We start from the raw sequence: 25,552 nt of genomic DNA, 5'->3' as shown, positions 1-25,552 counted from the left end.
CTCAGAAGGTATAGCGAGCGGTCAGCGTCACCATGCGCGGCGCGCCATAGAAGCCGGTGACGATACCCAGCGCCGCAATGTTGTAACCCGTCGTGCGATAACCCTTGTTCGCAAGATTGGTGCCTTGCAGGCTCAGCGTCCATGGCTGGTTGATCTGCCACACCACGCCGGCGTTCCACAGACCGTAGGCCGGCTGCATGATCAGCGGCGACAGCGTGGTCTCGGGATAGACGCTGGTCTGGTAGGTGTAGTTGATGCGACCGCTCACGCTTCCACCGTTGTCCAGCGGAATGGTGTGCTCCAGGTTCAGGCCACCCGACCACTTCGGCGCGTTGGTGAAACGTTGCGTGTCGGCGATGTTCTTGCCGGCGCTCATGAACTCGGTGTACTTGGTATGCAGGTACGCCCAGTTGCCGCTGAAGGTCCAGTTCTCCGCAGGCTTCCACGCGAACTCTTCTTCCCAGCCGTCGATATGGCCCTTGCCGGCGTTGGTGAAGTCGCCGAAGAAACCCTGCGCGCCATTGGGTTGCGTGTAGGAGGTGAACACGGACAGCTGGATGTCCGAATAGATGTTGTGGAAGAGCGCCGTGTTCAACATCAAGGTATCGTCGAAGAACGACATCTTGCTGCCGATTTCATACGAGGTGACCTTCTCGTCGGCAATCGGCCGGCACGATTGCGGGATCGCCACGCAGTTGGCGCGGATGTTGTAGCCGCCCGAATGGAAGCCCTGGCTGAAGCTGCCATAGAGCTTGATCTGGTCGGTGGCCGCATAGTCCAGCGACACCTTGGGCGACAGGTTGTGCGAGGTATGCGCGCCACTGAAATCGGCAAGCGTGCCGATCGGCGTGGTGAAGGTGTCGTTGGAATAGGCGTAGTTCTGGATGACCGCCGATTTCTTCTCGCTGGTGTAACGCAGCCCCACGTCCAGGCTCCACTGCGGGCTGATGTCCCAGGTGAAGTCGCCGTAGCCGGCGTAACTCTTGGTGCCGATGCTGCCTCCCGTACCGCCGTACTGCGACAGCAGCGGATAGTACGGTGGCGAGCCGAGGAAGATGTTGTGGATGTAACCCTTGGCCGTGCCATCGAAATAGAACAGGCCGAACACGCCGTGCACCGAGCCGCCGTTGTCGTAATTGGCCTGGAATTCCTGGGTGAACTGGTGGTCTTTGTAGACCGCGTTGACGTCGGCGATCTTCTCCGGAAGCGTGTCGAAGTCGATGTTGGTGTCGGTGGACGAACCGCGATACGACGAGATGGATTTCAGCGACCAGTCCTGGCTGACGATCCAGTTGAGCGTCAATGCGGTGCCCCACAGCGTGGTGCTGTTGCCCGCCGGCATGCCGCTGCGTGTGTCGAAATCGCTGGAGAGTGGCTGATACTTCGGGTCGAGCTTGTTGACCGCCAGCATCTTGGCGCCGCGCGGATTGGAATTGTCGCGCATGCCGTCGACCGAAAGTTGCGCGTTGAAGGTGGACGACGGGAAGAAGCCCAGCGACGCGCGCGCGGCATTGCTGTTCTTGTTGCCATTGCGGCTGTCGGTCAGCAGGTTGGTGCCGTAGCCGTCGTTGTGGCTGCTGGCGTAGGCCATGCGGCCACGCCACACGCCGTCGTCGGTGGCGCCGCCGATGGCGCCCTTGATGTCCTTCTCGCCATGCGTGCCCACGGTGCCTTCGACCGAGCCGGTGGTCTGCGTCGGCAGCGGGTTGGACACGTACTTGATCGCGCCGCCGATGGTGTTCTTGCCATACAGCGTGCCCTGCGGGCCACGCAGTACTTCGATGCGGTTGGTGTCGAACACGTCGAGCACGGTGCCTTGCGGGCGCGCCATGTAGACGTCATCGAGATAGATGCCGACGCCCGGGTCGAAGCCCCAGGTCGGATCGGCCTGGCCGACGCCGCGGATATACGCCGTGAGCGTGGTGTTGGAGCCGCGGGCTGCGTAGATCTGCAGCGAAGGCACTTTGCCCTGCAGGTCGGCGAGCGTCTGCACGTTCTGCTTGAACAGCGTCTGCGCGGTGAAGGCACTGACCGCGATCGGCACGTCCTGCAGCGTTTCCTCGCGCTTGCGGGCGGTAACCTTCACGCCCTCGAGCTGCTTGGCATCGGACGTCTTGGCCGTGGTGGCCGGCGCGGCATGGCTCTGCGGAGCCTCGTCGGCCTGCGCCATCCACGGACTGCAAAGCCCCACCGCCAGCCCGATCGCCATACTCAGATGCGTGCGTTTCATAGCTCCCCTCGCTTTGACGCATCCCGGACCCGGAATGCCGAATGTCACGGAGCTTAGGCAGCCGCCTTCACGCCCACACTTGTACCTTCGTACAGTGCCGCGGACGACATGCCGTCCGGATACTCGCCGCACGACGATGCCCATGAGGGGCATCCGGGGATGGGGTCGATGGCATTTCTGATCGTGCTGGCCGCGCTTTGCTTTCTCATGCTCACGGCCTATCGCGGCTACAGCGTGATCCTGTTCGCGCCGGTCGCGGCGCTGGGCGCGGTGTTGCTCACCGATCCGTCGCTGGTCGCGCCGATGTTCACCGGCCTGTTCATGGACAAGATGGTCGGCTTCCTCAAGCTGTATTTCCCGGTGTTCATGCTCGGCGCGCTGTTCGGCAAGGTGATCGAGCTTTCCGGCTTCTCGCGCTCCATCGTCGCCGCCACCCTCGGGTTGCTGGGCCGCGGCCGCGCCATGCTTTCCATCGTGATCGTGTGCGCGCTGCTCACCTACGGCGGCGTGTCGCTGTTCGTGGTGGTGTTCGCGGTGTATCCGTTCGCGGCGGAGCTGTTCCGCCAGTCGGATATTCCCAAGCGGCTCATTCCCGGCACCATCGCACTCGGCGCGTTTACCTTCACCATGGACTCGCTGCCGGGCACGCCGCAGATCCAGAACATCATCCCCACCTCGTTCTTCGGCACCAACGCCTGGGCCGCGCCGTGGCTCGGCACGCTGGGCGCGGTGTTCATCCTCGTCGTGGGCCTGCTCTACCTGGAATCGCGCCGTCGCAAGGCCGCCACTGCGGGTGAAGGCTATGGCAGCGCACTCGTCAACGAGCCGGTGGCATTCGAAGGTGACACGCTCGCGCATCCGGCCATCGCTCTGCTGCCGCTGGTGCTGGTCGGCGTGCTCAACAAGGTGCTTGGCGACGCGATCCCTCGCATTTACGGCGCCAGCCATGCCTTCGTGCCGGCCGTGATCGGCGACGCCAAGCCCGTGGTGCAGGAGGTTTCGAAGATCGCCGCGATCTGGGCCGTGGAAGGCGCCCTACTGGTCGGCATTGCCTGCGTGCTCGCGTTCGCCTGGCGCCCGGTGGCCCGGCGCTTCGCTGAGGGCAGCAAGGCCGCCGTGGGCGGCGCGTTGCTGGCCTCGATGAATACGGCGTCGGAATATGGCTTCGGCGCGGTCATCGCGGCGCTGCCCGGCTTCCGGGTGATCGCCAACGCCCTCCACGCCATCCCGCATCCGCTGGTGAACGAGGCCGTGACGGTCACGGCGCTGGCCGGTATTACCGGGTCCGCCTCGGGCGGCATGAGCATCGCGCTGGCCGCCATGGCCGACACCTTCATCCACAACGCCCAGGCGGCCGGGATTCCTCCTGAAGTACTGCATCGCGTGGCCGCCATGGCCTCGGGCGGCATGGATACCCTGCCCCACAACGGCGCGGTCATTACCCTGCTGGCGGTCACCGGGCTTACCCACCGCCAGTCCTACCGGGACATCTTCGCCATCACGGTCATCAAGACCCTGGCGGTTTTCGTGGTGATCCTGGCCTACAGCCTCACCGGATTGGTCTGACTCGCCCGGCGTCTCACGCCTGCTGCAATTTCCCCCTCGGCCCGCCCGGCTTCCCTCGGCGGGCCGCTTTTCCATGCCTGAACGGGTTTGTTAAGGCGGCACAAGCAAGCTGTCACATAACCCCGTATAATTCCGGAGTTATCCCTACTGAAACCTCACGCGACGGCCCCTGGCCGCCCGAGCCCATCTCATGTCCATCGAAAATCTGCGCAATATCGCCATCGTCGCCCACGTCGACCACGGCAAGACCACGCTCGTCGACCAGTTGCTCAAGCAGTCCGGCACGCTCAACGAGCGCACCGTCCTCGCCGAGCGCGTGATGGACAGCAACGACCAGGAAAAGGAGCGTGGCATCACGATCCTGGCCAAGAACACGGCCATCACGTGGACGGACAAGAAGACGGGCACCAAGAACCGCATCAACATCGTCGACACCCCAGGCCATGCCGACTTCGGCGGCGAGGTGGAGCGCGTGTTGTCGATGGTCGACACCGTGCTGATCCTGGTCGACGCGATGGATGGTCCGATGCCGCAGACCCGCTTCGTGACGCAGAAGGCCTTCGCCATGGGTTTCAAGCCCATCGTCGTGGTCAACAAGGTCGACCGCCCGGGCGCCCGTCCGGAGTGGGTGGTCGAGCAGGTGTGGGACCTGTTCGAGAAGCTCGGCGCCACCGATGAGCAGATGGAATTCCCGATCGTTTACGCCTCGGCGCTGAACGGTTACGCCTCGCTGGACGAGAACGCCCGCGAAGGCGACATGACCCCGCTGTACGAAGCGATCATGAAGCACGCGCCCAAGCCGGACGTGGATCCGGAAGGCGCCTTCCAGATGCGCATCAGCCAGCTGGACCACAACAATTTCGTGGGCGTGATCGGCATCGGCCGCATCCAGCGCGGCACCCTGAAGAAGGGCATGCCGGTCGCCGTGATCGATCGCCATGGCAAGAAGCGCCAGGGCAAGGTCGGCCAGGTGCTCGGCTTCCTCGGCCTCGAGCGCATCGAGCAGGACAGCGCCGAAGCCGGCGACATCGTCGCCATTTCGGGCATCCCCGAGCTGACCATTTCCGACACCGTGACCTCGATCGACGTGCCCGAAGCGCTGCCGGCGCTGAGCGTCGACGAGCCGATGATCAGCATGACCTTCCAGGTCAACAACTCGCCCTTCGTCGGCAACAAGGACCTGTCGGGCGGCAAGTTCCTCACCAGCCGCCAGCTGCGTGAGCGCCTGGACCGCGAGAAGGTGCACAACGTGGCGCTGCGCGTGGAAGACGGCTCCGACGCCGACAAGTTCCTGGTTTCGGGCCGTGGCGAACTGCACCTGTCGGTGCTGATCGAGAACATGCGCCGCGAAGGCTACGAGCTGGCCGTGTCGCGTCCGGAAGTGATCATCAAGGAAATCGACGGCCAGAAGATGGAGCCGATCGAGCAGCTGGTGGTCGACATCGAAGAGCAGCACCAGGGCGGCGTGATGGAGCGCCTGGGCATCCGCAAGGGTGAGCTGAAGAACATGGTGTCCGACGGCAAGGGCCGCGTGCGCCTGGAGTACCTGATCCCGGCGCGTGGCCTGATCGGCTTCCAGAACCAGTTCAAGACGCTCACCCAGGGTTCGGGCCTGCTGTTCCACGTGTTCGACCACTACGGCCCGTACACGCCGGTGGCCATCGCCAAGCGTCCGAACGGCGTGATGATCGCCAACGCCGGCGGCACCACCCCGGCCTACTCGCTTGGCCCGCTGCAGGAACGCGGCAAGCTGTTCGCCGCCGAAGGCGACTCGGTGTACGAAGGCCAGCTGATCGGCATCCATGCCAAGGACAACGACCTCACCGTCAACGCCATCAAGCCCAAGCCGCTGACCAACATGCGCGCCTCGGGCAAGGACGATGCGATCCAGCTCACTCCGGCGACCAAGTTCTCGCTGGAGCAGGCGCTGGACTTCATCGACGACGACGAGCTGGTCGAAGTCACCCCGAAGGAAATCCGCATGCGCAAGAAGCATCTCACCGAGAACGATCGCAAGAAGGCCTCGCGTTCGGCGGTCTGATCGCTTCCCGCACCGTGCTCAACAGAAAGGCCACCGCAAGGTGGCCTTTTTCTTGGGAAATTCGCTGAAAAAGCGTTGACACACCCTTGCCGCATAGTCACCATGCGCGCGCCCCAACCTTCGGGGCGTCCCTAGAAAACGAACCCACCATGGACAGCGACCCTGCCAGTCGTGTCCGCGCGCCCCGCATGAAGCGGCGCCGGCACGCCACGATGATGATCACGGCCCGGCCGTGAGCGGCATGCCTGCCTGACGGTCCGCTCATTGCCGCGCTCTTGCACGGAATGAGCAATGAAGAACACGCGTATCCTGCTGGCCGCCTGCCTGATGGCCGCACCGCTGATGGCCCATGCCGATGAAGACAAGCTCTTCATCCCGCAGTGGCTTGGCGCGCAATACACCTTCGTCGACCAGCACCAGTACTCGCTGCACTCGCCTTATCAAAGTGAGCTGAGCCTGCGTCCGCAGGGCGACACCAAGCGCTCGCACACCTTCGGCGCCTACTTCGGCGTCAACCTGCCCCTGCACCTGCAGTTCTACTTCGACGTGGAGATGTTCAAGGGCGAAGGCGTCTCCGGCGCCACCGGCCTGGGCGGCCTCACCAACGGCGACGTGATCCGCTCAGGTACCGCCGGCCTGCCCAAGAAGCCCTATGTCGCGCGACGCTACCTGCGCTGGTCGCTGCCGTTGGGTGACGAGACCGACGACGTCGAGCGTGGCCAGGACCAGCTGCCGGGCAAGGAAGCCACGCACCGCGTCGATGTGAAAGTCGGCAAGATGGCCGTGAGCGACGACTTCGACAAGAACCGCTATGCCAACGGCACGCGCACGCAGTTCATGGACTGGTCGCTGTTCAACAACACCGCCTGGGATTTCGCCGCCGATACGCGCGGCTACACCGACGGCGTGATGATCGCGTGGGTCAACCCCACGTGGACGCTGCGCTACGGCATCTATCGCATGCCGTACGAAGCGAATGGCCAGAAGCTCGTGTCCTCGCTCGGCGATTCCAACGGGCAGCAGGTCGAGCTCACCTTGCAGCCGCAGGCCGACGGCTGGGCGCTGCGTTTCCTCGCCTTCCGCAATGAAGCGCGCATGGGCATCTATCGCGATGCCATCGCCGCCGCACTCGCCACCGGGCAGCGGCCCGACATCCTGGCCGATGATGCGCCCGGTCGCCACAAGTACGGCTTCACCGTGAATGGCGAGCTTCCTCTTGCCGACCACGGCGACACCGGACTTTTCATGCGCGCAGGCTGGAACGATGGCCGCACGGAATCGTTCGTGTTCACCGAAGTGGATCGATCGCTGAGCGGCGGCTTCCAGCTCTCGGGCGCGCATTGGGCGAGGCCGGACGACCATCTTTCCATCGCGGTGGCGATCGATGGGCTGTCGCCCGAGCATCGCGAGTATCTTGCGCTGGGAGGCCAAGGCTTCGTGCTCGGCGACGGACGCCTCAACTATGGCCGCGAGGAGATCGTCGAGGCGTACTACAGCTACTCGCCGATCAAGCACCTCACGCTCAGCCCCGACATCCAATACATCCGCCACCCCGGCTACAACCGCGACCGCGGCCCCGCGCGATTCGTGGCATTGCGGGCGCACCTGGAAATCTGAGCGGCTCTTCGATGCTGTAGGAGCGCGGCCTTCGCGACACCTTGTTTATCTGGGAGCGCATCCTATGCGCGACCGCAGCACCTCATGCTTGCCGCTCCGTAGGCTTGTCGCGCACAGGGTGCGCTCCCACAAGAAAAGAAAGGCTCGCCACGAAACATTCCTGTCACTGTAGGAGCGCACCCAGTGCGCGATCGCGGGTCCGGTAATTACGCTCCATAGGCTTGTCGCGCACTGGGTGCGCTCCTGCAAAAGAACGCAGGCCTCCGCGACACCCTGCTTATGTGGGAGCGCATCCTATGCGCGACCGCCACACCTCACACTTGCCGCTACGTAGGCTTGTCGCGCACAGGGTGCGCTCCCACAAGAAAAGAAAGGCTCGCCACGAAACATTCCTGTCACTGTAGGAGCGCGCCCAGTGCGCGATCGCGGGTCCGGTAATTACGCTCCATAGGCTTGTCGCGCACTGGGTGCGCTCCTGCAAAAGAACGCAGGCCTTCGCGACACCCTGTTTATGTGGGAGCGCATCCTATGCGCGACCGCGGCACCTCATGCTTGCCACTTCGCAGCTTTGTCGCGCACTGGGTGCGCTCCCACAGAAGGCGCTGTGCGGGCATGCGTGCACTGGTCGCGTGCCGTCTGCGGGCTAATCGTTGTGGATGGAGCAGTCGTAGCAGGCCACCCACAAGGTGGCCTTTTTTTGTTTTCCGCATCCGTCCGGCCGGTCATGGACGCAGGGTCAAAACGGGTGCCGTATACGCCCATTGGTTACAAACGATATAAAACGAAGGCACTTGCATAGAATACAGCTTTCGTTATTGTTCTTTTATTGTCGCATTCTTTCGATACCAACCATTTGCTGCCACGTGCCGGCCTGTCCGGCATATCGGCGCCACGCGACGCGCTTCCGGCCGGCACGAGTCACGGCACGCCGTGAACCCGGGCCGGCCTTCGCTGCAACACGGCCAGTACCAAGGGAGGAGTCATGCGACAACTTGCAAGCAGTTTTCTAGGGCTGTTGATGCTGTTACACGCGGATATATCCGCGGCGCAGGATGCGGCCAGCACCGTGCCATTGGGCGGCAACGCCTATATCACCCAAGCCTCGCCCACGCAGGACGAAACCATCGCCGACGACGGCCTTCACAACTGGGATTCTCCCAAGACCGTGGTCAGCGTCTATTTCGATGTGCAGCAGGCTGGGCAGCTGCAGCTGTCATTGGTCGGTGTATTGAACGGTGCCAGCCATAGCACGGTGAAAGTCTCCATCGGCGACCAGACGAAACTGGTGCAACTGAGCAGCACCGCGCCGCCGCTCTTCCCGGTGGGCAACTTCAGCATCGACAAGCCCGGCTACGTGAAGGTCGACCTGCAAGGCATCGCCACCGACGGTGGTTACTTCGGCGATATCTCGGGGCTGCAGATCGCAGGCCCGGCGACGGCGGCCGGTACCGTCTATGCCAATGATCCCGCGAACTTCTATTGGTTGCGACGAGGCCCATCAGTGCATCTTGGCTTCACGGTACCCGCCGATACCGAGTACTTCTACAGCGAGATCACCGTGCCCGAAGGCCAGGATCCGATCGGCTCGTACTACATGGCCAACGGATTCAACGTGGGCTACTTCGGCATGCAGGTGAATTCGGCGACCGAGCGCCGGATCCTGTTCTCGGTGTGGGACTCACCCACCGGAAACACCACCCTGGTGAAGCAAGGACCGGGCGTCACCATCGCCAGCTTCGGTGGCGAAGGCACCGGCGGCCAGAGTTATCTGCGCTATCACTGGGTTGCCGGCGAAACGTACCGCTTTCTCACGCGTGCCCAACCTGACGGCAGCGGCAATACCCTGTTCACTTCGTGGTTCAGCAGCGCCAGCGCGCAGGGCAACTGCAGCGACCAGAACGACAAGGGTCGTTGCGACTGGAAACTCATTGCCACGTGGAAGTACGCAGGCACGTCGACCTACCTGCGTGGCGTCTATTCCTTCCTTGAATCCTTCGACCCCGAGCGCGGCTACATCGGGCGCGGCGCGACGTATGGCAACCAGTGGGCGATCAGCTCCACCGGCGAATGGAAGGAAATCACCTCAGCCTATTTCGATGTGGATCCGACCGGGCTGAACAAGCAGCGCCTCGACTTCGCCGGCGGCAATACCGGTAGCCAGTTCTATCTGCGCAACGACGGCTTCTTCAGCAACTCCACCACCTCGGGCCAGACCTTCACGCGTCCGACCACCAGCAATCACCCTGATCTGAACCTGCAAAACCTGCCCTGAGTGTCCCTGTTGCTGCGTCGGCACTGATCGCTCCGACGCAGCAACACACTAGGACAACTGCGCCCGCTCCAGCGCGGCGATGCGGCGATCCAGGCGAGGACCCAGGTAGCAGTGCGAGCCGCAGGGCAGCAAGCCGGCCTCGCCAAAGGCGCGCAGGTACCAGGACGGCGCGCGCGAGTGAAACCCTTCCAGGTCGCCATCGACACCATCGCGACTGGTAAACACTTCGAGAAACGCCACGCCTTCGAGCATGTCGCTGATACCCACCAGGCCAGCACGGATCTCGACGGGCTTGAGGTAATGCAGCACGTCCGAGCAGACGATCAGGTCGAAACGGTAGTCGAAGCGAAGATGTTCCAGTTGCCCGAAGCGCGCCAGGCCAATATTGCGGCGGCGTCCATAGCGGGCCACCACGTATTCGCTCGCATCCAGCCCCTGGTAATGCACGTCGGGCCGCAGGGCTCGCAGCGGCGCGCGCCATACGCCTTCGCCGCACCCGACGTCGAGTACGCTACGTATGGGGCGCCCGAGGTAGTACTCCGCCTGCGCCACCGCCATCGTCACCTTGCGCCGCAATTCCGCCGGCGAAGCGACCGAATGATCGGGGTGGCGATACCACTTGTCGAAATAGGCGCGGTCGTAAATCTTGGGCACGGTTTTCTCCTCAGGCCGTGCGTGAATGGTAGCCCACGCATGGCGCTCACTTGTCCTGAACATGGGCCGCGCCAGCATGGAGCCGTGTTACAGGAGAACCGCCCCCGTGCCTACCATTCGCATCCGCCTTACCGGCAGCCGCGACGACGCGGACACGCTGCTCACCACGCTCCATGGCATCGACGGCATCGAGCATGTGGAAGAACTCGAAGAGCCCTCGATGTATCCGCGCGACGACTCCAGCTCCAGCGACCTGGTCGATGACAACGGCAGCGAGCTGTTCCTGATCGAAGTACAGGCCGCCGACGGCCTTCATGCCGATGCCGTGCGGGCTGTCACCGAGGTGGAGGTCTCGCGCCTAGGGGCCGTCGTGGAGTTCGTGGACGAGTTCTAGGCCTGGCAACTCCCTGCTCCTGCGGGACCGCCCCCGGCGCAGGCGCCGGGCACGCATGAATGCCCGACAAACAAAAATCGCCGTGGCCGGTAAGCCGGCCGCCAGCTGCCGCGTTCACAGTGTGCAGCATGGCCGCCCACCGCCTCGCCACAGGAAGCCCTGACGCATGCGCGTAGTCCTGAAGTCCATCTTCGGTTCGCTCCTGCCTTCGCTGGCTACCGTCGCGCTGGTCTTCGCCATCGGCCCAGGCGCGGCGATGGCCCGCGCCCCCAGCCCACTCTCACAGGACGACGTCGCGTGGCTGCGCCGCGACGGCTTCGACCTGGACAGCGCCACGGTGGCCCGCTACCGCGACCTCGGTCGCTCGCGTTTCCTCGACCGGCAGCTGGACGACAGGGACGGCGATGCCATGCCGCCCCAGATCACCTCGCTGATCGACAGCTACGAAGTGGTGAACACCCCCACCGAACAGTTGCTTGCCAACCTTCGCGACGAGCAGGAGAAGATCAAGGCGATGCCCGACGGCGACGACAAGACCGCCGCCAAGAAAGCGCAACAGGAACACGCCAACCTGCTGCTGCAACAGGCGCAGCAGATCGAACTGCTGCACGCCATCTACGGCCCGAACCAGCTGAAGGAACAGATGGTGTGGTTCTGGCTCAACCATTTCAGCGTGTACGGCGCCAAGGGACGCGTGCGCTGGGTGGCCGCCGACTACGCACAGAACGCGATTCGGCCGCATGCGCTGGGCAAGTTCCGCGACCTGGTGATGGCAACGCTGCAGAGCCCGGCGATGATGGAATTTCTCGACAACGCCCAGAACGCCAAGGGTCATGTCAACGAAAACTACGCCCGGGAACTGATGGAACTGCATACCCTGGGCGTGAACTCCGGCTACACGCAGCAGGACGTGCAACAGCTCGCGCTGATCCTCACCGGTTCCGGCGTGGCGCCGTTGCGCGAACGGCCGATGCTGGACCGCCATCCGCGCGTCGCTGCCCAGTTCGTGCGCAACGGCCTGTTCGAATTCAATCCGATGCGCCACGACTACAGTGACAAGGTGCTGCTCGGCCAGAAGATCAAGGGCTCGGGTTTCCATGAGGTCGAGCAGGCGGTCGACCTCATCACACGCCAGCCTGCATGCGCGCAGTTCATCTCCCGCAAGCTCGCCGCCTATTTCGTCGCGGACGATCCACCGCCTGCGTTGGTGGCGAAAATGGCGCGTACGTTCCAGCGCACCGATGGCGACATCGCCGACGTGCTGCGCACGATGCTGGAATCGAAAGAGCTCTCTGCCAGCTACGGCAAGAAGTTCAAGGACCCGATGCAGTTCGTGGTGTCCTCGGTGCGCGTGGCCTACGACGGCAAGCCGATCGTCAATGCCAGGCCTCTGATCAACTGGCTCAACCAGCTCGGCGAACCGGTGTTTGGCCGTCTGACGCCTGACGGCTGGCCGCTGGATGCGAGCGGATGGTCGAGCTCCGGACAGATGGCCAAACGCTTCGAGATCGCCGGCGCCATCGGCACCGGCAACAACCGCCTGCTGACGCCGGAAGGCCTGCCACGGAACGGCGGCGATTTCCCGATGCTCACCACGCGCCTCTATTACGACACGTTCGACCCTTACCTGAGCACAGCCACGCGTGATGCGCTGGCCAAGGCCACCTCGCAGCAGGAATGGAACACCTTCCTGCTCTCCTCGCCCGACTTCAACTATCGCTGAGGCGCATCGATGAACCGTCGCGACTTTCTTCGTGCCGCAACCGCCGCGGCGATGGCCGCTCCGGCGTTTTCGTTCTCCGGCAGGCTGTTCGCTGCGCCGGCCAGTGCACCGCGATTCCTGCTCGTCTTCCTGCGCGGCGGCTACGACTGCAACAACCTGCTGGTTCCCTACGCCAGCGATTTCTACTACGAGTCACGACCGACCCTGGCGATCGCCCGGCCCGACGCGGGCAACGTCAACAGCGCCATCGCGCTCGACAGCCAATGGGGCCTCAATCCCGTCCTGCGCGATTCCATCTACCCGCTATGGCAGAAGGGCCAGGTAGCCTTCGTACCGTTCGCGGGCACCGATGATCTTTCGCGCAGCCATTTCGAAACGCAGGACAACATCGAGTCCGGCGAACCCAGCGGGCAGCGCAGCGATTTCCGCTCGGGCTTCATGGCGCGCCTTTCCGGCCAGATGAGCAGCGTGCCATCCATCGCCTTCACCGACGCGCTGCCACTCACCTTCCAGGGCGGCACGCGCGACATTCCCAACATTTCGTTGCGCGGCAACACCAAGTCCGTGTTCGACACGCGACAGGCCGACATTCTCGCCGGCATGTACAGAAACACCTCGCTCGCCTCGGCCGCCTCGGACGGCCTGGAACTTCGCCAGACCGTCTCGAAGGAGCTGCAGGCCGAAATGATGAAGGCCAACCGCGGCGCCCCCAACGCGAAGAATTTCGCCGCGGAAACACAGCGCATCGCCACCATGATGCGCGACCAGTATCGCCTCGGCTTCGTCGATGTCGGCGGCTGGGATACGCATGTGAACCAGGGCAACGTCACCGGTGGCCTCGCCAACAATCTCGCCAACCTCGGCAAGGGGCTGGCGGCGTACGCCGACGCGCTGGGCGACGAATGGAACAACACGGTCGTCGTAGTCGTGTCCGAGTTCGGCCGTACGTTCCGCGAGAACGGCAACAAGGGAACCGACCACGGCCATGGCACGGTCTACTGGGTGTTGGGTGGCAAGGTGAACGGCGGGCGCATTGCCGGTGAGCAGGTCGCCATCAATGCGCAGAGCCTGCTGCAGAACCGCGACTATCCCGTGCTCACCAATTACCGCGACATGCTGGGTGGCCTGTTGGGACGGACGTGGGGGTTGTCGGGCAGCCAGCTGCAAGCCGTTTTCCCTGGCGCACGACCGCGCGATCTGCAGCTGGCCTAGCTGACCACCTTTCTCTTTGCAGGTTCGCACCCAGTGCGCGACCGCAGAGCAAGGTGTCACCGCTCCGTAGGCTTTTCGCGCACTGGGTGCGCTCCCACAGAAGCAGGACCAGCAGGCCGCGACCCACCGTGTAGGAGCGCACCCAGTGCGCGACCGCAGAGCATGGCGTCACCGCTCCGTAGGCTTTTCGCGCACTGGGTGCGCTCCTACAACAGCCCGCTACTTATGGGAGCGCGACTGGGCGCGACCGTAGCGCTTGGGTGCACTGCTCCGTCGGCTTGTCGCGCACTGGGTGCGCTCCTATAAGGAAACCCGCTTTAGGCGCCTATACGGCGATAACGCCCATCCATCACGCGCTCCCAGCTCACACCGCCATCGAACGAGCTTTCGAGGCGCAGCGTGAGCACATCCGTCCCGTCGGGCGCATAGATGTGACGCGTCTGTCCGCGCGGCGAGCTGCGCACGAATGTGAAGCGTTGTCCGTCCCAGAGGCCCGGTGCCGGTGCACCAGGGACGAACCCGTAACTGTCGAACCAGTACAGGCTGTACTGGTCATGCTCGGGGCCGGCAACGAATACCGCGTGTGCCTGCAGGGCGATCTTGCCGTCCCGCTCTTCGCGGTAGTCCTGCAACAGGGAGCGACCGCCAAGCGCGGCCCGCGCGTGAATGAAACCCTTCGCCGGCCCGCCTTGTCCCCAGCGCGTGGTGGCGATCTCCTCATCGCCGGCCCAATCACCCGCCAATGCGTCGAGCATCCTCATGCCATGACCTCCCGGTCCCTTCATTCACTGTCGCGCGGCACCAGCATCACCTTGGCGATGTGGCCGTGCATGATGCCGAGGCTGCGTGCCAGATGCAGCGTGGCGAACAGGAGGACGATGCCGATCATGCACAGCACGGTCACATCGACCCAACCCACTTCGTGGAAGCCCAGGCCCCAGTTGATCAGCGGCTGGCCATCCAGGAACAGGCCGCCGAACTGGCTGCGGTCGACGGCAAGCGCGAGCGGCGAGGCGATGAAGGCGACCGATACGCTCAGCAGCGTCACCGCCAACGTGAAGTACACGATGCCCAGCGGCAGCATCAGCCACATGTAGCAGATCGTGGTCCACGTATGCAGGTCGGTGAACATGCGGCCGATGCGCTTCATCAGCCCCAGCTGTTGCACGGGATACACCGGACGACGCGGCATGCGCATGCCGAGCATGGTCTCCACGATGCGTCCTTCCATCAGCGACAGCACGCGCACGCTGCCGAAGAACAGCACGATGAACGGCAGGCCGATGATCAGGATCGACAGGCTGGCCGACAGCGAAATGCCGGTCACCGCCCAGGTGAAATAGAAGATGCCGGTGGCCAGCGACAGCAGCATGTAGAACAACGCGCCATAGGTGCGTGCGTCGGCGGCCACACCGAAGAAGCGGCCCAGCACCGAGCGGCGCTTCGGCGGCGGCGGCGGACGCAGTGCACGCTGGATCTTGATCTCCTGGTCACGATAGATGTCCGCCACTTCATCGGGCGCGCCATAGCTGCCCACCACATGGGCAAGCATCTCCGCTTCGCTGCGTTGCGGGTTTTCGGCCAGCTCGGCGCGGAGGTGTTCTTCCGCGTCGTACAGTGCATCCTGGATCAGCGCCGGGTCCGCTCCGCGCAGCGCTTCGCGCAGCTGCCTGAGATACTCGGCGATCGTGCGTGGTGCGTTCATTACACCCCTCCTTGCAAGACGGCATCGACGGAAGCGCGCGTGGCGTTCCAGGCGTCCACCCAGTCGCGCAACACCTCGCGCCCCGGCTTCGTAATGCGGTAATAGCGTCGCGGCGGCCCGCTCACGGAAGGCTCGACCTCGCTATCGAGCAGCCCGGCGGCCTCCAGGTTGCGCAATACGGGATAGAGCGCGCTCTGTTTCCCCGACAGCACGCCCTCCCCCACTTCTTCCAGACGCTTGGCGATCTGGTAGCCATACATCGGCTGCCGCGACTGCCCGAGCACCGCCAGCAGCACCAGCGATACAGTGCCCGCCGACAGTTCCTTCTGGAATTTCTTCAGATGGCTGGCATTGTCTTCCACAGCTCACCCGCACTGCTGGTTACCTTGGAGTGAACCATAGTGTGAAGTTAACAGTAGTACATGGGCCTGAAGTCACGGCTGGGCAAACAGTGTGTCTGGGCATGACCACCCATGTACCGGTACAGCGAGCCCGCCGCGGTAGCCGAGCATGTCGTCGACTTCATGGATGCCTTGCAGATCAAGCGTGCCGTGCTGGCAGTAGCGCTTGCGACTACTACGCCATGGTGGAGGCTCATCGCTCCAGAGAGGCGGAGCGCTGGTGCGATATCAGCGACCCGGCAGACTTCACTGTCGAACCTATCCTCCGGTTCCTGCCTCCTGACGCTGATGGTGGCCACCGCACTACTCGCGGGGCATCCGCGTGCGATCCCACCTCAGCGCTGACCTGGATGCTCTGGATCGTCGGCGACGGGACTGCCGCGGAGGTCATCGCCTCACTAGCTGCACTCCCCGCGAAACCGTTCAAGGACGCGTGCTTTTCCTCGTCCACTTGGAGTCGAAAGCAGGCCCACATAACGACTGAAACTGCATCGCACACTAAGAAACTAACATTTGCAGGCCAACAACAGCGTAAGGTGGACAGAGGCTTGCTTAGAGGTGAGCCCCTCCATCAGGCGCGCTCGGAGGCTCGCCATTAAGAGCGCTTGAGCACCCCAACCCATGATTTGAACTGTGTTGTATGGGGTTGGTTGAGCGGATTCAGCGGTTGTCCGTCCGGTACCAGGCAGTCGAGCTTTTGACCGACCTGCATCGTCTATGGGACACGGGCTTGGTGATCAGGGAATAGACGAAGTCATGCACTGTGCGCCCCGGCCTGGGAGCGCATGGGCATCGCAGCCTGTCAGTCGGTAGACCTTCTTTTCCATACCGTTCGATCACTACAAGGCGATCGACGCGGCCTTTGTATCTTCATTACCGGAGAGTTCGACATGGTGCCACCGAGAAAGACGATTTCACTATCGGACATCCACGATGTCTACCGAGGCACCGTGAAAGAACGGGACACGGCTGAGGTGGAACAGAGCTATCGCAAGACGGATCGCTTCAAGCGCGAGGCGGGCCATTCCGGTGTGGCACCCAACCGTCCGGCGCCGTTTACAGGACGTAAATCGCGCTGATGCCTTGAGTTGAACCTGGCACCATCGCCTTGCTTACCCGAGGCTGACGCAAGACCGATCGGTCTCTGGCAAGCGAAACGAGCTTGGCATGCGGCGCATCGTCAGCTATTGGCAGAACAATGCCTCACTCGCGCCAAGGAGCGAGGCCTCATGAATGATCGTGACACGCCGCCGTACCGCGGCAATCTCCTGCATTACACGTAACACGAGGATGTTCGTCGCCATGCCCAATCAGACCAGCTCGCCCAAAGGCGGCGCAAAGTGTTCCTCGTGCGAAGCCGTTTGCTGCCGTCTCACGGTCGTACTGCAGCCTGAGGATCGCGTTCCCGACTACCTGACCACCTACTCGCCCGAGGGTTTGCACGTGATGCAACGTGGAAAGGAGGGATGGTGCGTCGCCTTGAACAGCACGAACATGAATTGCGGTATCTATGAGAACCGCCCCTCCGTGTGCCGTCGCTTCGTGATGAACGGGCCATACTGCAAAGCCGTCCGTGCAGAGTACAGCGACCCCGCGGCCGCCAGCGCTCGGCACGCATCGGCTGCATAGGCTTCGTCGACGGCGACGGCGTATCGCGCAGGCTCCGAAAACCTTGGTCACCACCCACTTCGAGGCGCTCCATTGGCAAAGACAAACTATTCCTTTGAAAAACGCCAACGCGAATTAGCAAAGAAAAAGAAGCAGGATGAAAAGGAGGCCAAGAAGCAGGCCTCACGCGACAACGCCCGTTCGGCGCTCGACGTAAGCACGTCGACCAAGGGAACATGAGCCCCGGCAGCTTTTTAGGCAGGTGAGCAGCCAGCACGAGCCTGGGGAGCTGTAAAAAAAGAAGCCCGGCAATGGCCGGGCTTCTTTCTTGCGTATAGGCAGGATCTCTTAGATCGCCTGTACCTGTTCTGCCTGCAAGCCGCGCTGGCCCTGGGTCACGTTGAACGAGACCTTCTGGCCTTCGGCCAGGCTCTTGAAGCCGGACGACTGGATCGAGCGGAAGTGCACGAACACGTCGTCACCGCCCTGGTCGCGGCTGATGAAGCCAAAACCCTTGGCATCGTTGAACCACTTCACTGTACCGGTTTCTGCCTGGGACATAGTCAATTCTCCTTGGAGCAAATAAAGCCGCATGGCGGCGGGAAGCTGGGTCGCAAGGAGGAAGGGGGTACAACGGTGCAATGACGCTACACATCGGGCCACAATTCAGGGTGACCCTTGAAACTCAGCCCTCCCACCTTATCGGGCTTTGGCCCTGAGCACAAATGACCGACCTCCTGATGGGTTCCCCCAGGCACGGAGCGGGCATGTCGATTTGGGATCGTGCCGTTCGTCGTCATCTCAAAGGCGCCAGATAAGTGGCGAAGCGGCAAGGCATGGTGATGCCATGCTTTCCGCCCCTGGTAACAAGCGACGAATTCATGAGGACAACGCCATGACCATCACCATTACCGCCTTTGAACGCTCGCCCGATGGCGGCATGGGGCTGGCGCGTGATACGCGCGTTCGCTGGGCGCTGGAGGAAGCGGGCCAGCCGTACGAGGTTCGTCCGGTGTCATTTGCCGCGATGAAGGAGCCGGCGCATTTGGCCGTCCATCCGTTCGGCCAGATCCCCACCTATGAGGAAGGCGATCTCGTGCTGTTCGAGTCCGGCGCGATCATTCTTCATATCGCCACGCGACACCCGGGCCTGTTGCCGCAAGACGCCAACGCACGGGCACGGGCGATCGCCTGGATGTTTGCCGCGGTCAACACCGTGGAACCACCCATTCTCGAGATCGTCACCGCCAAGTTCACGGAGGGAGACAAGCCGTGGAGCAAGGATCGGATGCCGCTGATCGCCGACCGCATCCGCCATCGGCTGGGTCAACTCGCCACGCGGCTGGGCGATGCCGAATGGCTGGATGGCGCGTTCAGCGCGGGTGACCTGATGATGGTGTCGGTGCTGCTCAGGACGAGGCCCTCTGGCATCCTCAACGAATTCCCCAGCCTGGCCGCCTACGTTGTCCGCGGCGAAGCCCGCCCCGCATACAAGCGGGCTTTTGCCGCGCAGTTGGCGTTCAACACGGCGCAGCCGGCTGCCGGCTGATGCGCCGGCAAACGAGGGGCCGTGGTTACGTGGTTCGACGCCGCGCGCCCCGCTCTGCGCTCACCGTCGCCAGGTCGTAGCGCGCCTGCAGCACCAGCCAATAGGCCGGCGTCGGGTCCATCACGCAGGCGAGGCGCAAGGCGAACTCGGCGTTGATGCGACGCTCGCCCCGCGTGATCTGTCGCAACGTGGACACCGAGATGCCGGTGCGACGGGCCAGCCAGGCGATCGACATGGTGCGAGGGCGGAGATGGTCGTTCAACAGGATGTCGCCAGGGCTGCGTAACAGCACCGTGGAGTCAAAGTCCATCAGCGGATCGAGTTTGATGAGGCACATGGGGCTTCCTTTCCTGTCAGGCATGGCCCAATGACGGATCAAACCCTACAGGCTTCCGTGTCGGCGCATGCCGGTGATGGTGTCCGCTATCGCTGAGGGGCGGCGCACCGGCCGGCGGGCCGATGCGCCGTGGAAACGATCAACGGGTGCGGGAAATGCTCACTTCGCGCTTGCTATCAAGCCTGTCGGCGAACGAGCGGCATGAAGACGTGGCCGATGATGGCTGTCGGCGTACGCCGACAAGCTCGACCACGGCCCGTCCTGCCTGCGGGGCGCAGGACGCCGAAGGAAGAAGTGAGGGTGCCATCGAGGGGAATGGACGGGCGAATGCGTCCCGTATGATCGCGGACAGCCATGATCAACTCCGGATTAGTTGGTGATGGTCAGCGGGCCGTCGGTGTTCTCAGCACCACGGCCCGCGCTTCACGACATTGCTGTCGAGGCCACTCGCCGCGTCGTCGCCAACGCCGAAGTGGCCCGGCGAAAGTAGCAAACCCCATTCGAGTCGCCTGTCAGCGATCACCACGCAAGCACCCGACTGCGCGCCGACACGCGTGTCGGGATGTGGCGTCGATCGGCGGGAGCCGACGTCGAAAGCGGTCTTGCTTCGACTCCGGCCAGAACGCACGCCCGTGCGGCTTCAGTCGATCAACGACTTCTCGCCTCGCTCCCCTTTTCGACAAGAACGTCAAAGGCCTCGCCAATCTGTTCGTGCGTAAACGCGCAGTGCCCTTCCCCCACGGTTGGCAGCACGGTCACCTTCGATGCGTTACCCGCAGCCTTTGCGAGCCCGGGGTAGACCGTATCGAAGCGCGAAGGCACCGTCTGGTCGAACGTATTCCGCTGCAAGACGACGGGCGCGGTGACCTTCCCCGTCAACGTCACGTTGTCGGCGAGATACGCCATGGCCGAGGGTGATCCCTTGTACCTGCGCACCCTGCCATTGAACGCGCCGTCGTCAGCGAACTCGACGTAGGAGGTCTTCATCGTGTCGACAGGCATGCCACCCGCGCGTTGCTCGATCTCACGCAGGACCATGTAGTCGAGCATCAGTGCTCCAGGCAACGTGGCACTCGTCTCCTGCAATCGATCCGCCAGCCGCGCGGCGCTGGCGGGGTGGCTCTTCAGCGCTTCCTGGATGCGGTCCTGGTCGATCATGGCCGGAGATGCGGGATCGGCGAGATCCGGCAGTACGCCAGGGAAATACGCATCAAAGACGACCAAAGGCGTCACCACGCCACGCGCAATGATCTCCGGCGCAGATACATTCACACCGCACACCGACAAAGCACCGCTGTATGGCGGACCATGGCGTTCGATGGCCGCCAATGCCTCCAGGCCACCCAGCGAGAAACCCACCACATAAGCGTGGCGAGGTTTCCCGTGTTGCTTGATGAAGGACTCGCGGAGCTTCTCGCTGTCCTCCACCGCATCGCCTACCGCCCAGCCCTGCGACGCAAACGCGCTGGCCGCAACGGCATAGCCCCGGGAGAGAAAGACGGGTGCCTCTTCATTTCGTGGCCATGGATTCTGGCGCGGCACGCCCTTGGGTTCGTAACCGTGCATGAGCACGACCAGATCGCCGTTCCAATGCACGGGTATGTCGATGCGGTAAGGGACGCCATCAAGTGACCCCACCGACGTTTGGACGTCCGCCACGGAAACCGGGCCGGAGGAAGCGATCGACGTGTTGAACGGGCAACCGACACTACAGGCCACCAGCAGGCCGAGAAGCCAACTTCCGGGTGAGTGACGCATTCCGTGGTTCCCTGGGGATGGGATTTCAGGCTAACACGGTCGCTGAACTGGGCCATGGCTGCGCGGCCGACTGCCTGCTGCCACACATGGCCGGCAATGATGTCTGGTTCGGGTCGCAGACGGACTTTACGCGCGGAAATCAGGGGCGGAACGCACGCCCTTCTTGCCTGGATCGGCCGCGGATCCGCTTATGCACATGCGTTACATCCCCCTGCCATTTTGTTATTTCCAAGCCTGCAACGGCTGGCGAATACTCCCAGCGAGCGGCCTGCGGGCGCGCCCGAAATCCGTGAACGTACTTCCCGTGACGCCTGACGCCACGGTCGCGCATTTTTGGCCAGGGCTGCGGTTGGACGGCTACCGATGGCACGACGCAAAGGCTTGATGATGATGGGCGACGATTCGACATACCGCTGGCCTAGAGGGACACCGCTTTTCTGCCTCATTGGCCTCTACGCGTTGGGCTTTCTGGCGGCGGGGCAGCCAAACCTCACGAATCTGTTCGCGGGAAAAGTCGTCGTCGCGACGTACTTCCTCGTCAGCACCCTATTCGCCATCTATCTGTTTCGCTTTCGCGTCATCCTCGACGCAACATCCATACGTGCGGGCGCCTTCTTCTTCAAGGAGATCGAATTTGCCGACGTGATTCGGGCAAAGTACGTCCAAGACGATGGCCGCGGACAGATCATCCTCTATGCCCGCACTGGAGTGCGCATCAGCATCGGGGAAACCATCAACGACTTCGGTGCTTGCGCCAGAGCGATCAACGCGAGATTGCCCGAGCATCTCGTGATCATCCCCGGGAGTCGCACGATGGACGTTTTCAGTGGTGGCGATTTGGTTTAGCGCCGGCCCTATCCATGCGCTCGGGTGTCGAAACGTGCCGTAGCTCATGACAACCTCCACCGGAATCGGCCGCCCCGGTAGTGAAGCACTTTTCGAAGGGATGAATAAAGTCCCGTAACCGAAGCGAAAAGGGGACCTTGAGACGCGTCCACGACCGCAGCAATTTGCGAGGACGGTGATTGTCACGCCCTGGGGCGTAAACAGGCCTTACGGTGAAGCACAGTCGGTTTGGACGCTGAACCACAGGTGCCTTCCGTCAACGCGAAGACAGATACGCGCTCACGTGCTGGATATCGTCATCGCTCAACGTTGCGCCGATGCCTTGCATGATCCTGGCGTTCGAACTACCGCTTCTTGCGCCAGCCCGGAAGTCGTTCAGTGCCTTGATGACATAGACGGCCGATTGGCCGCGTAAGCGAGGGAACGCGGCCCAAGGCGGCTGGGGCTTGTCGTTCACCTCGACCCGGGGCCCCATGGCTTCACTGCCGTGGCATGCCTGGCAGGGAGGAATGCCGCGCGCCGGATCGCCGCCCAGATACAGCTGGGCTCCCACCGACTGTGTGTCGGCCGTTCCCGGCGGCCTGGGTGGCAATGACGCGTAATAGCTGGCCAGGTTTCGCATGTCGGCGTCGCTGAGGTTGGCGGCCTGCGCGCTCATGATCGCGTCGCTGCGCTGGCGACCTTTGAACAGCTTCAGCTGCAGGTACAGGTAGGTCGCCGATTGGCCGGCCAGGTTCGGAAAGTTCGGCGCGACAGCCATGCCCTTGGGTCCATGACAGGCCGCGCACACCGTGGCCTTGCCCTCGCCCTCGCGTGCGTTACCCTCGATGGGTGACTGCCGACGCACATCGACGAAAGGTGCGGGCCTGGACGCAGTACTGGCGGCTGCTGCCGGCGCATCCGACGCGGCATGCAAGCCCTGCGTCCAGGCAACGCTGATCGTCGCCAACGCGGTCAACCCGAGGATCCTCAGCGTTCGCATGCTTCGCCTCCTCATAGCTTCAGCGTGACGAAGGCGCCGAGCACGGCCGCATGCCAACGCGTCTGTGGGCCGAGATCGGTATAGACGCGGTTGCCGATCACGAGGTCGCCTGGCGCGTCGAATCCTGTGTAGTGCCAATCGGCGTAGCGTCCAAAACCATATTGGCCGTACAACCGCAGCCCTACCCGCGGCGTCAAGGCCAGGTTGAGGTTGGCGGTGAGCGTCTGCAGCCGATAGATGTTGGCGGGAAAACTGTTGCCGATGGACGCCGTGGTCAGGATGGACAGGTAACCCGGCGTGATCGCGCCCGTGCTTGCAAAGTCGTAACCGTTCACGCCACGCGAGTAGGTGTAGTTGTAGCCGACGTCGAGCCTGACCCTTGGCGTGAAGACGTGACTGACAGTGGCGCCGATGTTGGCGTCTTTCTCGGTGTCGGTAGCCGTCCATGCATTGGCAAAGGGATACATCGGCCCGCCGAACTGCGTATTAGCCTGCTGCGGCGATTGATCCATCAGCGACTCGTTGTCCGCCACGTTGCCCTGCTTGATGCGCGAGGACTCCATGCTCAAGTAGCCGTTGAACGTGGTGCTGGCGGAAGGCGTCCAGTCGAACGAGACGTCGGCGCCGGTGGTGCTGGCCGACTGGCGACCGATCTGGGCGCCGTACTGGTTGCGGTTGCCGTAGACCGTGGTGGTGAGTGTCGCGGTGTTGCCCAGCGGCGTCGTGATGATCGCCTTGAGCTTGCTCGCCTTGAGGTCGCTCATGTCGTACTTGTACATCTGGCTGACCGTGTAGGCGAGGATGCCCAGCTGGTCCTGCACGAACCCCGGCAGCGATGGCGAATACCACGGCATGTACGGGAAGTAGTTGTACGGACTGCCGGTGCGCTTCTCGTACTCGTAGCTGAAACGCAGCGTGCTCTCGCCCAGCGCGTGCGAGTCCCAGGTCAGCTTCAGGTGCTGGTCGTTGAGGTACGTGCGCTCCCTCTGTTGGGGTGTCTTGCGGTCGATCGTGTAGGTAAGCCCCAGCGAGTTGCGGTTGTTCACCTGATAGGTGCCGCCGACTTCACCCTGCCGCTCGTTGTAGCTGTAGGGAATATTGGCGAACTGGGTGAAATACGACTGATACAGCGGATTGCCGGCCTGGAACAGCCCGGCTTCGAGGTTGCCGACCACCAGCGTCTGCGAACCGTTTTCGTGGAGAAAGCCGTACTGGCCGGTCAGCGGGTTGTACATGGTGTAGCGAGTCATGTTGTTCTCGCCATGCCACCGGACATTGATGTACGTATTCAAGTTCGCCAGCGGTCGGAAGCTCGCGCGCAGGTTCACCAGACCGGTATCGATGCGCGCGTCGCCATTCTGCTGTGATAGCGCGGCGGTCGTATTCCAGTTGGCGCAAGCGATGCCGGTGGTTCCGATGAATTGGCCGGTGGGACAGAACGCAGGGTTGAGCGGTGCCTGCAGCGCATCGTTCTGGCGCATGCTGCCGTAGGACGCCGTGGCGGAGAACTCGCCGCGCCAGAACGACAGCGGGTGCGATCCTTCCAGTCGCACGTTGTAGTAGTTGTTGTCCGGCTCCAGCGAAAACGTGCCGCCGGTGATGGCCGATGCCGGCCCGGGAATCGGAGTGAACGGTGCGACGAAGCTGAGCTGGTCCTTGTGATCGCGGAAGAAGGAAGCGGTCATGGTGAAATTGAATCGCCAGCCGGCGGCGCCCGCCTTGTTGCGCATCCCGATGTTGATGTCGGTCGTAGTGAAATCGACGGGACGCACGGTTTCGTTCTGCCCGCCTCCGGTTCCCGGTATGCCTGGCGTTCCCGGGCCGCCGGGGCCTGGCGCGGTGTAGTAGTAGCTGAAGAACATCGAACCGCCCCAATCGCGCTGACCGCGGCGGTTTTCGTTGGTCACGCCGGCGTAGCCGATCCAGTCCTTGCCCAGCATGCCCTCCCAGCTCACGCCTTCGCTTTCGCGCGTGACCTGCAGCGTGCGGCGCGCACGATCCGCCTCGATGGCCGCCACCTGCGCCTGGCTGCTTGCGCCCGGCGTGATGCCCGCAGGCAAGGTCAGGTGGGTGGAACCCACGCCATTCCACAGTGGATAGGCGTCGGTGCTGAGCACATGGGGAATGTCACGGAAGAACGCTTCGACGCGATAGCTGCCATACGCGCCCATTCGCAGCCGGTAATACTGGTTGTCGTCGTTGATGCGGCTGCCCCGGAACTCGACGTACTGGCCAGTCTTTCGATTGAGCGCATCGAAGGCAAGCATGCCCAAGGCACCGGCATCCTTCCACGCCGAGTACTGCTGGAAGAATTCCGCGTTGCGATCGCCGCTGGTGTGCAGGTAACCAAACTGCAGCAGCCAGTGGTAGGTCCAGTCGCCCTGCCCCATGGGCGCTTCGGTGGGCGCCGCCGACGGATAGGGATACAGCGAGCCCGTTGGCGTCCGCAACTGATCAGGATGCAGGTACGACATGCCCATGGGATCGGCTGTCTGCATCGACGCCCACCCCGTGGGATCCAGGTTGTTGCCGAACTGCGTATTGCCCACACGCTGCGTGTCGCTCGAATCGAACTGTGCCGACGCCACGCCGGGCAGCGCGAGCGCCGATGTCGCGCACCACACAAGGCCCGTGGCCAGAGGATGTTGTTTCGGCAC

Annotated in this window: 21 protein-coding genes; 11 read left to right on the top strand and 10 right to left on the bottom strand. The window is 63.1% G+C overall.

Going from position 1 to position 25,552, the window contains the following annotated elements:
* Position 1: 1 nt before the first annotated feature.
* Positions 2-2,230: a TonB-dependent receptor gene (locus CA260_RS07385; protein ID WP_111981919.1), complete on the bottom strand. Its 2,229-nt coding sequence runs from the start codon at positions 2,228-2,230 to the stop codon at positions 2-4.
* 168 nt (positions 2,231-2,398) lie between these two features.
* Here CA260_RS07385 and CA260_RS07380 point away from each other — a divergent pair, with 168 nt between their 5' ends.
* From CA260_RS07380 to CA260_RS07365, 4 genes are all read left to right on the top strand, one after another.
* Positions 2,399-3,796: a GntP family permease gene (locus CA260_RS07380; protein WP_111981914.1), complete on the top strand. Its 1,398-nt coding sequence runs from the start codon at positions 2,399-2,401 to the stop codon at positions 3,794-3,796.
* Between the two features lie 190 nt (positions 3,797-3,986).
* On the top strand, positions 3,987-5,837 hold the full coding sequence (gene typA, locus CA260_RS07375; protein WP_111981912.1) for a translational GTPase TypA: 1,851 nt from the start codon (positions 3,987-3,989) through the stop codon (positions 5,835-5,837).
* Positions 5,838-6,128: 291 nt separating this feature from the next.
* Positions 6,129-7,454 (top strand): carbohydrate porin, encoded by a 1,326-nt coding sequence (locus CA260_RS07370; RefSeq protein ID WP_111981910.1) that lies wholly within the window; start codon positions 6,129-6,131, stop codon positions 7,452-7,454.
* A 982-nt stretch (positions 7,455-8,436) separates the two neighbouring features.
* Positions 8,437-9,726 carry a DUF3472 domain-containing protein gene (locus CA260_RS07365; RefSeq protein WP_111981908.1) on the top strand — a complete coding sequence of 430 codons (1,290 nt, stop codon included), beginning with the start codon at positions 8,437-8,439 and terminating at the stop codon, positions 9,724-9,726.
* Positions 9,727-9,774: 48 nt separating this feature from the next.
* On the opposite strand, the gene CA260_RS07360 is transcribed toward CA260_RS07365, so the two are convergent.
* Positions 9,775-10,380, bottom strand: coding sequence for a class I SAM-dependent DNA methyltransferase (locus CA260_RS07360; protein WP_111981906.1), 606 nt, complete (start codon positions 10,378-10,380; stop codon positions 9,775-9,777).
* Between the two features lie 106 nt (positions 10,381-10,486).
* Between CA260_RS07360 and CA260_RS07355 the strand changes: the two genes are divergently transcribed.
* From CA260_RS07355 to CA260_RS07345, 3 genes are all read left to right on the top strand, one after another.
* Positions 10,487-10,774, top strand: coding sequence for a hypothetical protein (locus CA260_RS07355; RefSeq protein WP_038619637.1), 288 nt, complete (start codon positions 10,487-10,489; stop codon positions 10,772-10,774).
* A 166-nt stretch (positions 10,775-10,940) separates the two neighbouring features.
* Positions 10,941-12,497 carry a DUF1800 domain-containing protein gene (locus CA260_RS07350; RefSeq protein WP_111981905.1) on the top strand — a complete coding sequence of 519 codons (1,557 nt, stop codon included), beginning with the start codon at positions 10,941-10,943 and terminating at the stop codon, positions 12,495-12,497.
* A gap of 9 nt (positions 12,498-12,506) precedes the next feature.
* Entirely contained in the window at positions 12,507-13,709 is a 1,203-nt protein-coding gene (locus CA260_RS07345) for a DUF1501 domain-containing protein (protein WP_111981903.1), read from the top strand.
* Between the two features lie 317 nt (positions 13,710-14,026).
* Here CA260_RS07345 and CA260_RS07340 read toward each other — a convergent pair whose 3' ends face one another.
* From CA260_RS07340 to CA260_RS07330, 3 genes are read right to left on the bottom strand one after another with little or no spacing between them, the layout of a single operon-like run.
* Positions 14,027-14,470, bottom strand: a complete 444-nt coding sequence (locus CA260_RS07340) for a DUF1579 family protein (RefSeq protein WP_238149637.1) — start codon at positions 14,468-14,470, stop codon at positions 14,027-14,029.
* Between the two features lie 20 nt (positions 14,471-14,490).
* Positions 14,491-15,414, bottom strand: coding sequence for a sensor domain-containing protein (locus tag CA260_RS07335; RefSeq protein WP_111981899.1), 924 nt, complete (start codon positions 15,412-15,414; stop codon positions 14,491-14,493).
* Entirely contained in the window at positions 15,414-15,776 is a 363-nt protein-coding gene (locus tag CA260_RS07330; RefSeq protein ID WP_111981897.1) for a PadR family transcriptional regulator, read from the bottom strand. The genes CA260_RS07335 and CA260_RS07330 overlap by 1 nt, the downstream gene beginning before the upstream one ends.
* Before the next feature lie 824 nt (positions 15,777-16,600).
* Between CA260_RS07330 and CA260_RS20870 the strand changes: the two genes are divergently transcribed.
* Positions 16,601-16,894, top strand: a complete 294-nt coding sequence (locus tag CA260_RS20870) for a hypothetical protein (protein ID WP_146745295.1) — start codon at positions 16,601-16,603, stop codon at positions 16,892-16,894.
* A gap of 211 nt (positions 16,895-17,105) precedes the next feature.
* On the top strand, positions 17,106-17,444 hold the full coding sequence (locus CA260_RS07320) for a YkgJ family cysteine cluster protein (RefSeq protein WP_111983053.1): 339 nt from the start codon (positions 17,106-17,108) through the stop codon (positions 17,442-17,444).
* Positions 17,445-17,771: 327 nt separating this feature from the next.
* Here the strand turns inward: CA260_RS07320 and CA260_RS07315 are convergent, their stop codons facing one another.
* Positions 17,772-17,984, bottom strand: coding sequence for a cold-shock protein (locus CA260_RS07315; RefSeq protein ID WP_111981893.1), 213 nt, complete (start codon positions 17,982-17,984; stop codon positions 17,772-17,774).
* Positions 17,985-18,318: 334 nt separating this feature from the next.
* On the opposite strand from CA260_RS07315, the gene CA260_RS07310 reads away from it, so the two are divergent.
* On the top strand, positions 18,319-18,972 hold the full coding sequence (locus CA260_RS07310; RefSeq protein ID WP_111981892.1) for a glutathione S-transferase family protein: 654 nt from the start codon (positions 18,319-18,321) through the stop codon (positions 18,970-18,972).
* Between the two features lie 25 nt (positions 18,973-18,997).
* Here the strand turns inward: CA260_RS07310 and CA260_RS07305 are convergent, their stop codons facing one another.
* On the bottom strand, positions 18,998-19,309 hold the full coding sequence (locus CA260_RS07305; RefSeq protein ID WP_191983769.1) for a HigA family addiction module antitoxin: 312 nt from the start codon (positions 19,307-19,309) through the stop codon (positions 18,998-19,000).
* A gap of 648 nt (positions 19,310-19,957) precedes the next feature.
* Positions 19,958-21,067, bottom strand: coding sequence for an alpha/beta hydrolase family protein (locus tag CA260_RS07300; RefSeq protein WP_111981890.1), 1,110 nt, complete (start codon positions 21,065-21,067; stop codon positions 19,958-19,960).
* A gap of 363 nt (positions 21,068-21,430) precedes the next feature.
* Here CA260_RS07300 and CA260_RS07295 point away from each other — a divergent pair, with 363 nt between their 5' ends.
* Entirely contained in the window at positions 21,431-21,913 is a 483-nt protein-coding gene (locus tag CA260_RS07295) for a hypothetical protein (protein WP_146745294.1), read from the top strand.
* A 256-nt stretch (positions 21,914-22,169) separates the two neighbouring features.
* Here the strand turns inward: CA260_RS07295 and CA260_RS07290 are convergent, their stop codons facing one another.
* Together CA260_RS07290 and CA260_RS07285 are read right to left on the bottom strand one after the other, a co-directional pair.
* Positions 22,170-22,895, bottom strand: a complete 726-nt coding sequence (locus tag CA260_RS07290; RefSeq protein ID WP_111981886.1) for a c-type cytochrome — start codon at positions 22,893-22,895, stop codon at positions 22,170-22,172.
* An 11-nt stretch (positions 22,896-22,906) separates the two neighbouring features.
* Positions 22,907-25,552 carry an MtrB/PioB family outer membrane beta-barrel protein gene (locus CA260_RS07285; RefSeq protein ID WP_172461741.1) on the bottom strand — a complete coding sequence of 882 codons (2,646 nt, stop codon included), beginning with the start codon at positions 25,550-25,552 and terminating at the stop codon, positions 22,907-22,909.

The organism is Dyella jiangningensis (assembly GCF_003264855.1).
In the GTDB taxonomy this organism is placed as follows: Bacteria; Pseudomonadota; Gammaproteobacteria; order Xanthomonadales; family Rhodanobacteraceae; genus Dyella; species Dyella jiangningensis_C.
The sequence above is the reverse complement of the archived record's forward strand: the minus strand, read 5'-3'. Positions and strand labels throughout refer to the sequence as shown.

Bases quoted from the DNA above. Each gene is read 5' to 3' on its own strand.
- CA260_RS07365 (WP_111981908.1), top strand. From the start codon at position 8,437: ATGCGACAACTTGCAAGCAGTTTTCTAGGGCTGTTGATGCTGTTACAC.
- CA260_RS07320 (WP_111983053.1), top strand. From the start codon at position 17,106: ATGTTCGTCGCCATGCCCAATCAGACCAGCTCGCCCAAAGGCGGCGCA.
- CA260_RS07300 (WP_111981890.1), bottom strand. From the start codon at position 21,067: ATGCGTCACTCACCCGGAAGTTGGCTTCTCGGCCTGCTGGTGGCCTGT.
- typA (WP_111981912.1), top strand. From the start codon at position 3,987: ATGTCCATCGAAAATCTGCGCAATATCGCCATCGTCGCCCACGTCGAC.
- CA260_RS07350 (WP_111981905.1), top strand. From the start codon at position 10,941: ATGCGCGTAGTCCTGAAGTCCATCTTCGGTTCGCTCCTGCCTTCGCTG.
- CA260_RS07380 (WP_111981914.1), top strand. From the start codon at position 2,399: ATGGCATTTCTGATCGTGCTGGCCGCGCTTTGCTTTCTCATGCTCACG.
- CA260_RS07310 (WP_111981892.1), top strand. From the start codon at position 18,319: ATGACCATCACCATTACCGCCTTTGAACGCTCGCCCGATGGCGGCATG.
- CA260_RS07315 (WP_111981893.1), bottom strand. From the start codon at position 17,984: ATGTCCCAGGCAGAAACCGGTACAGTGAAGTGGTTCAACGATGCCAAG.
- CA260_RS20870 (WP_146745295.1), top strand. From the start codon at position 16,601: ATGGGCATCGCAGCCTGTCAGTCGGTAGACCTTCTTTTCCATACCGTT.
- CA260_RS07290 (WP_111981886.1), bottom strand. From the start codon at position 22,895: ATGCGAACGCTGAGGATCCTCGGGTTGACCGCGTTGGCGACGATCAGC.
- CA260_RS07340 (WP_238149637.1), bottom strand. From the start codon at position 14,470: ATGAGGATGCTCGACGCATTGGCGGGTGATTGGGCCGGCGATGAGGAG.
- CA260_RS07345 (WP_111981903.1), top strand. From the start codon at position 12,507: ATGAACCGTCGCGACTTTCTTCGTGCCGCAACCGCCGCGGCGATGGCC.
- CA260_RS07335 (WP_111981899.1), bottom strand. From the start codon at position 15,414: ATGAACGCACCACGCACGATCGCCGAGTATCTCAGGCAGCTGCGCGAA.
- CA260_RS07295 (WP_146745294.1), top strand. From the start codon at position 21,431: ATGGCACGACGCAAAGGCTTGATGATGATGGGCGACGATTCGACATAC.
- CA260_RS07385 (WP_111981919.1), bottom strand. From the start codon at position 2,230: ATGAAACGCACGCATCTGAGTATGGCGATCGGGCTGGCGGTGGGGCTT.
- CA260_RS07370 (WP_111981910.1), top strand. From the start codon at position 6,129: ATGAAGAACACGCGTATCCTGCTGGCCGCCTGCCTGATGGCCGCACCG.
- CA260_RS07305 (WP_191983769.1), bottom strand. From the start codon at position 19,309: ATGTGCCTCATCAAACTCGATCCGCTGATGGACTTTGACTCCACGGTG.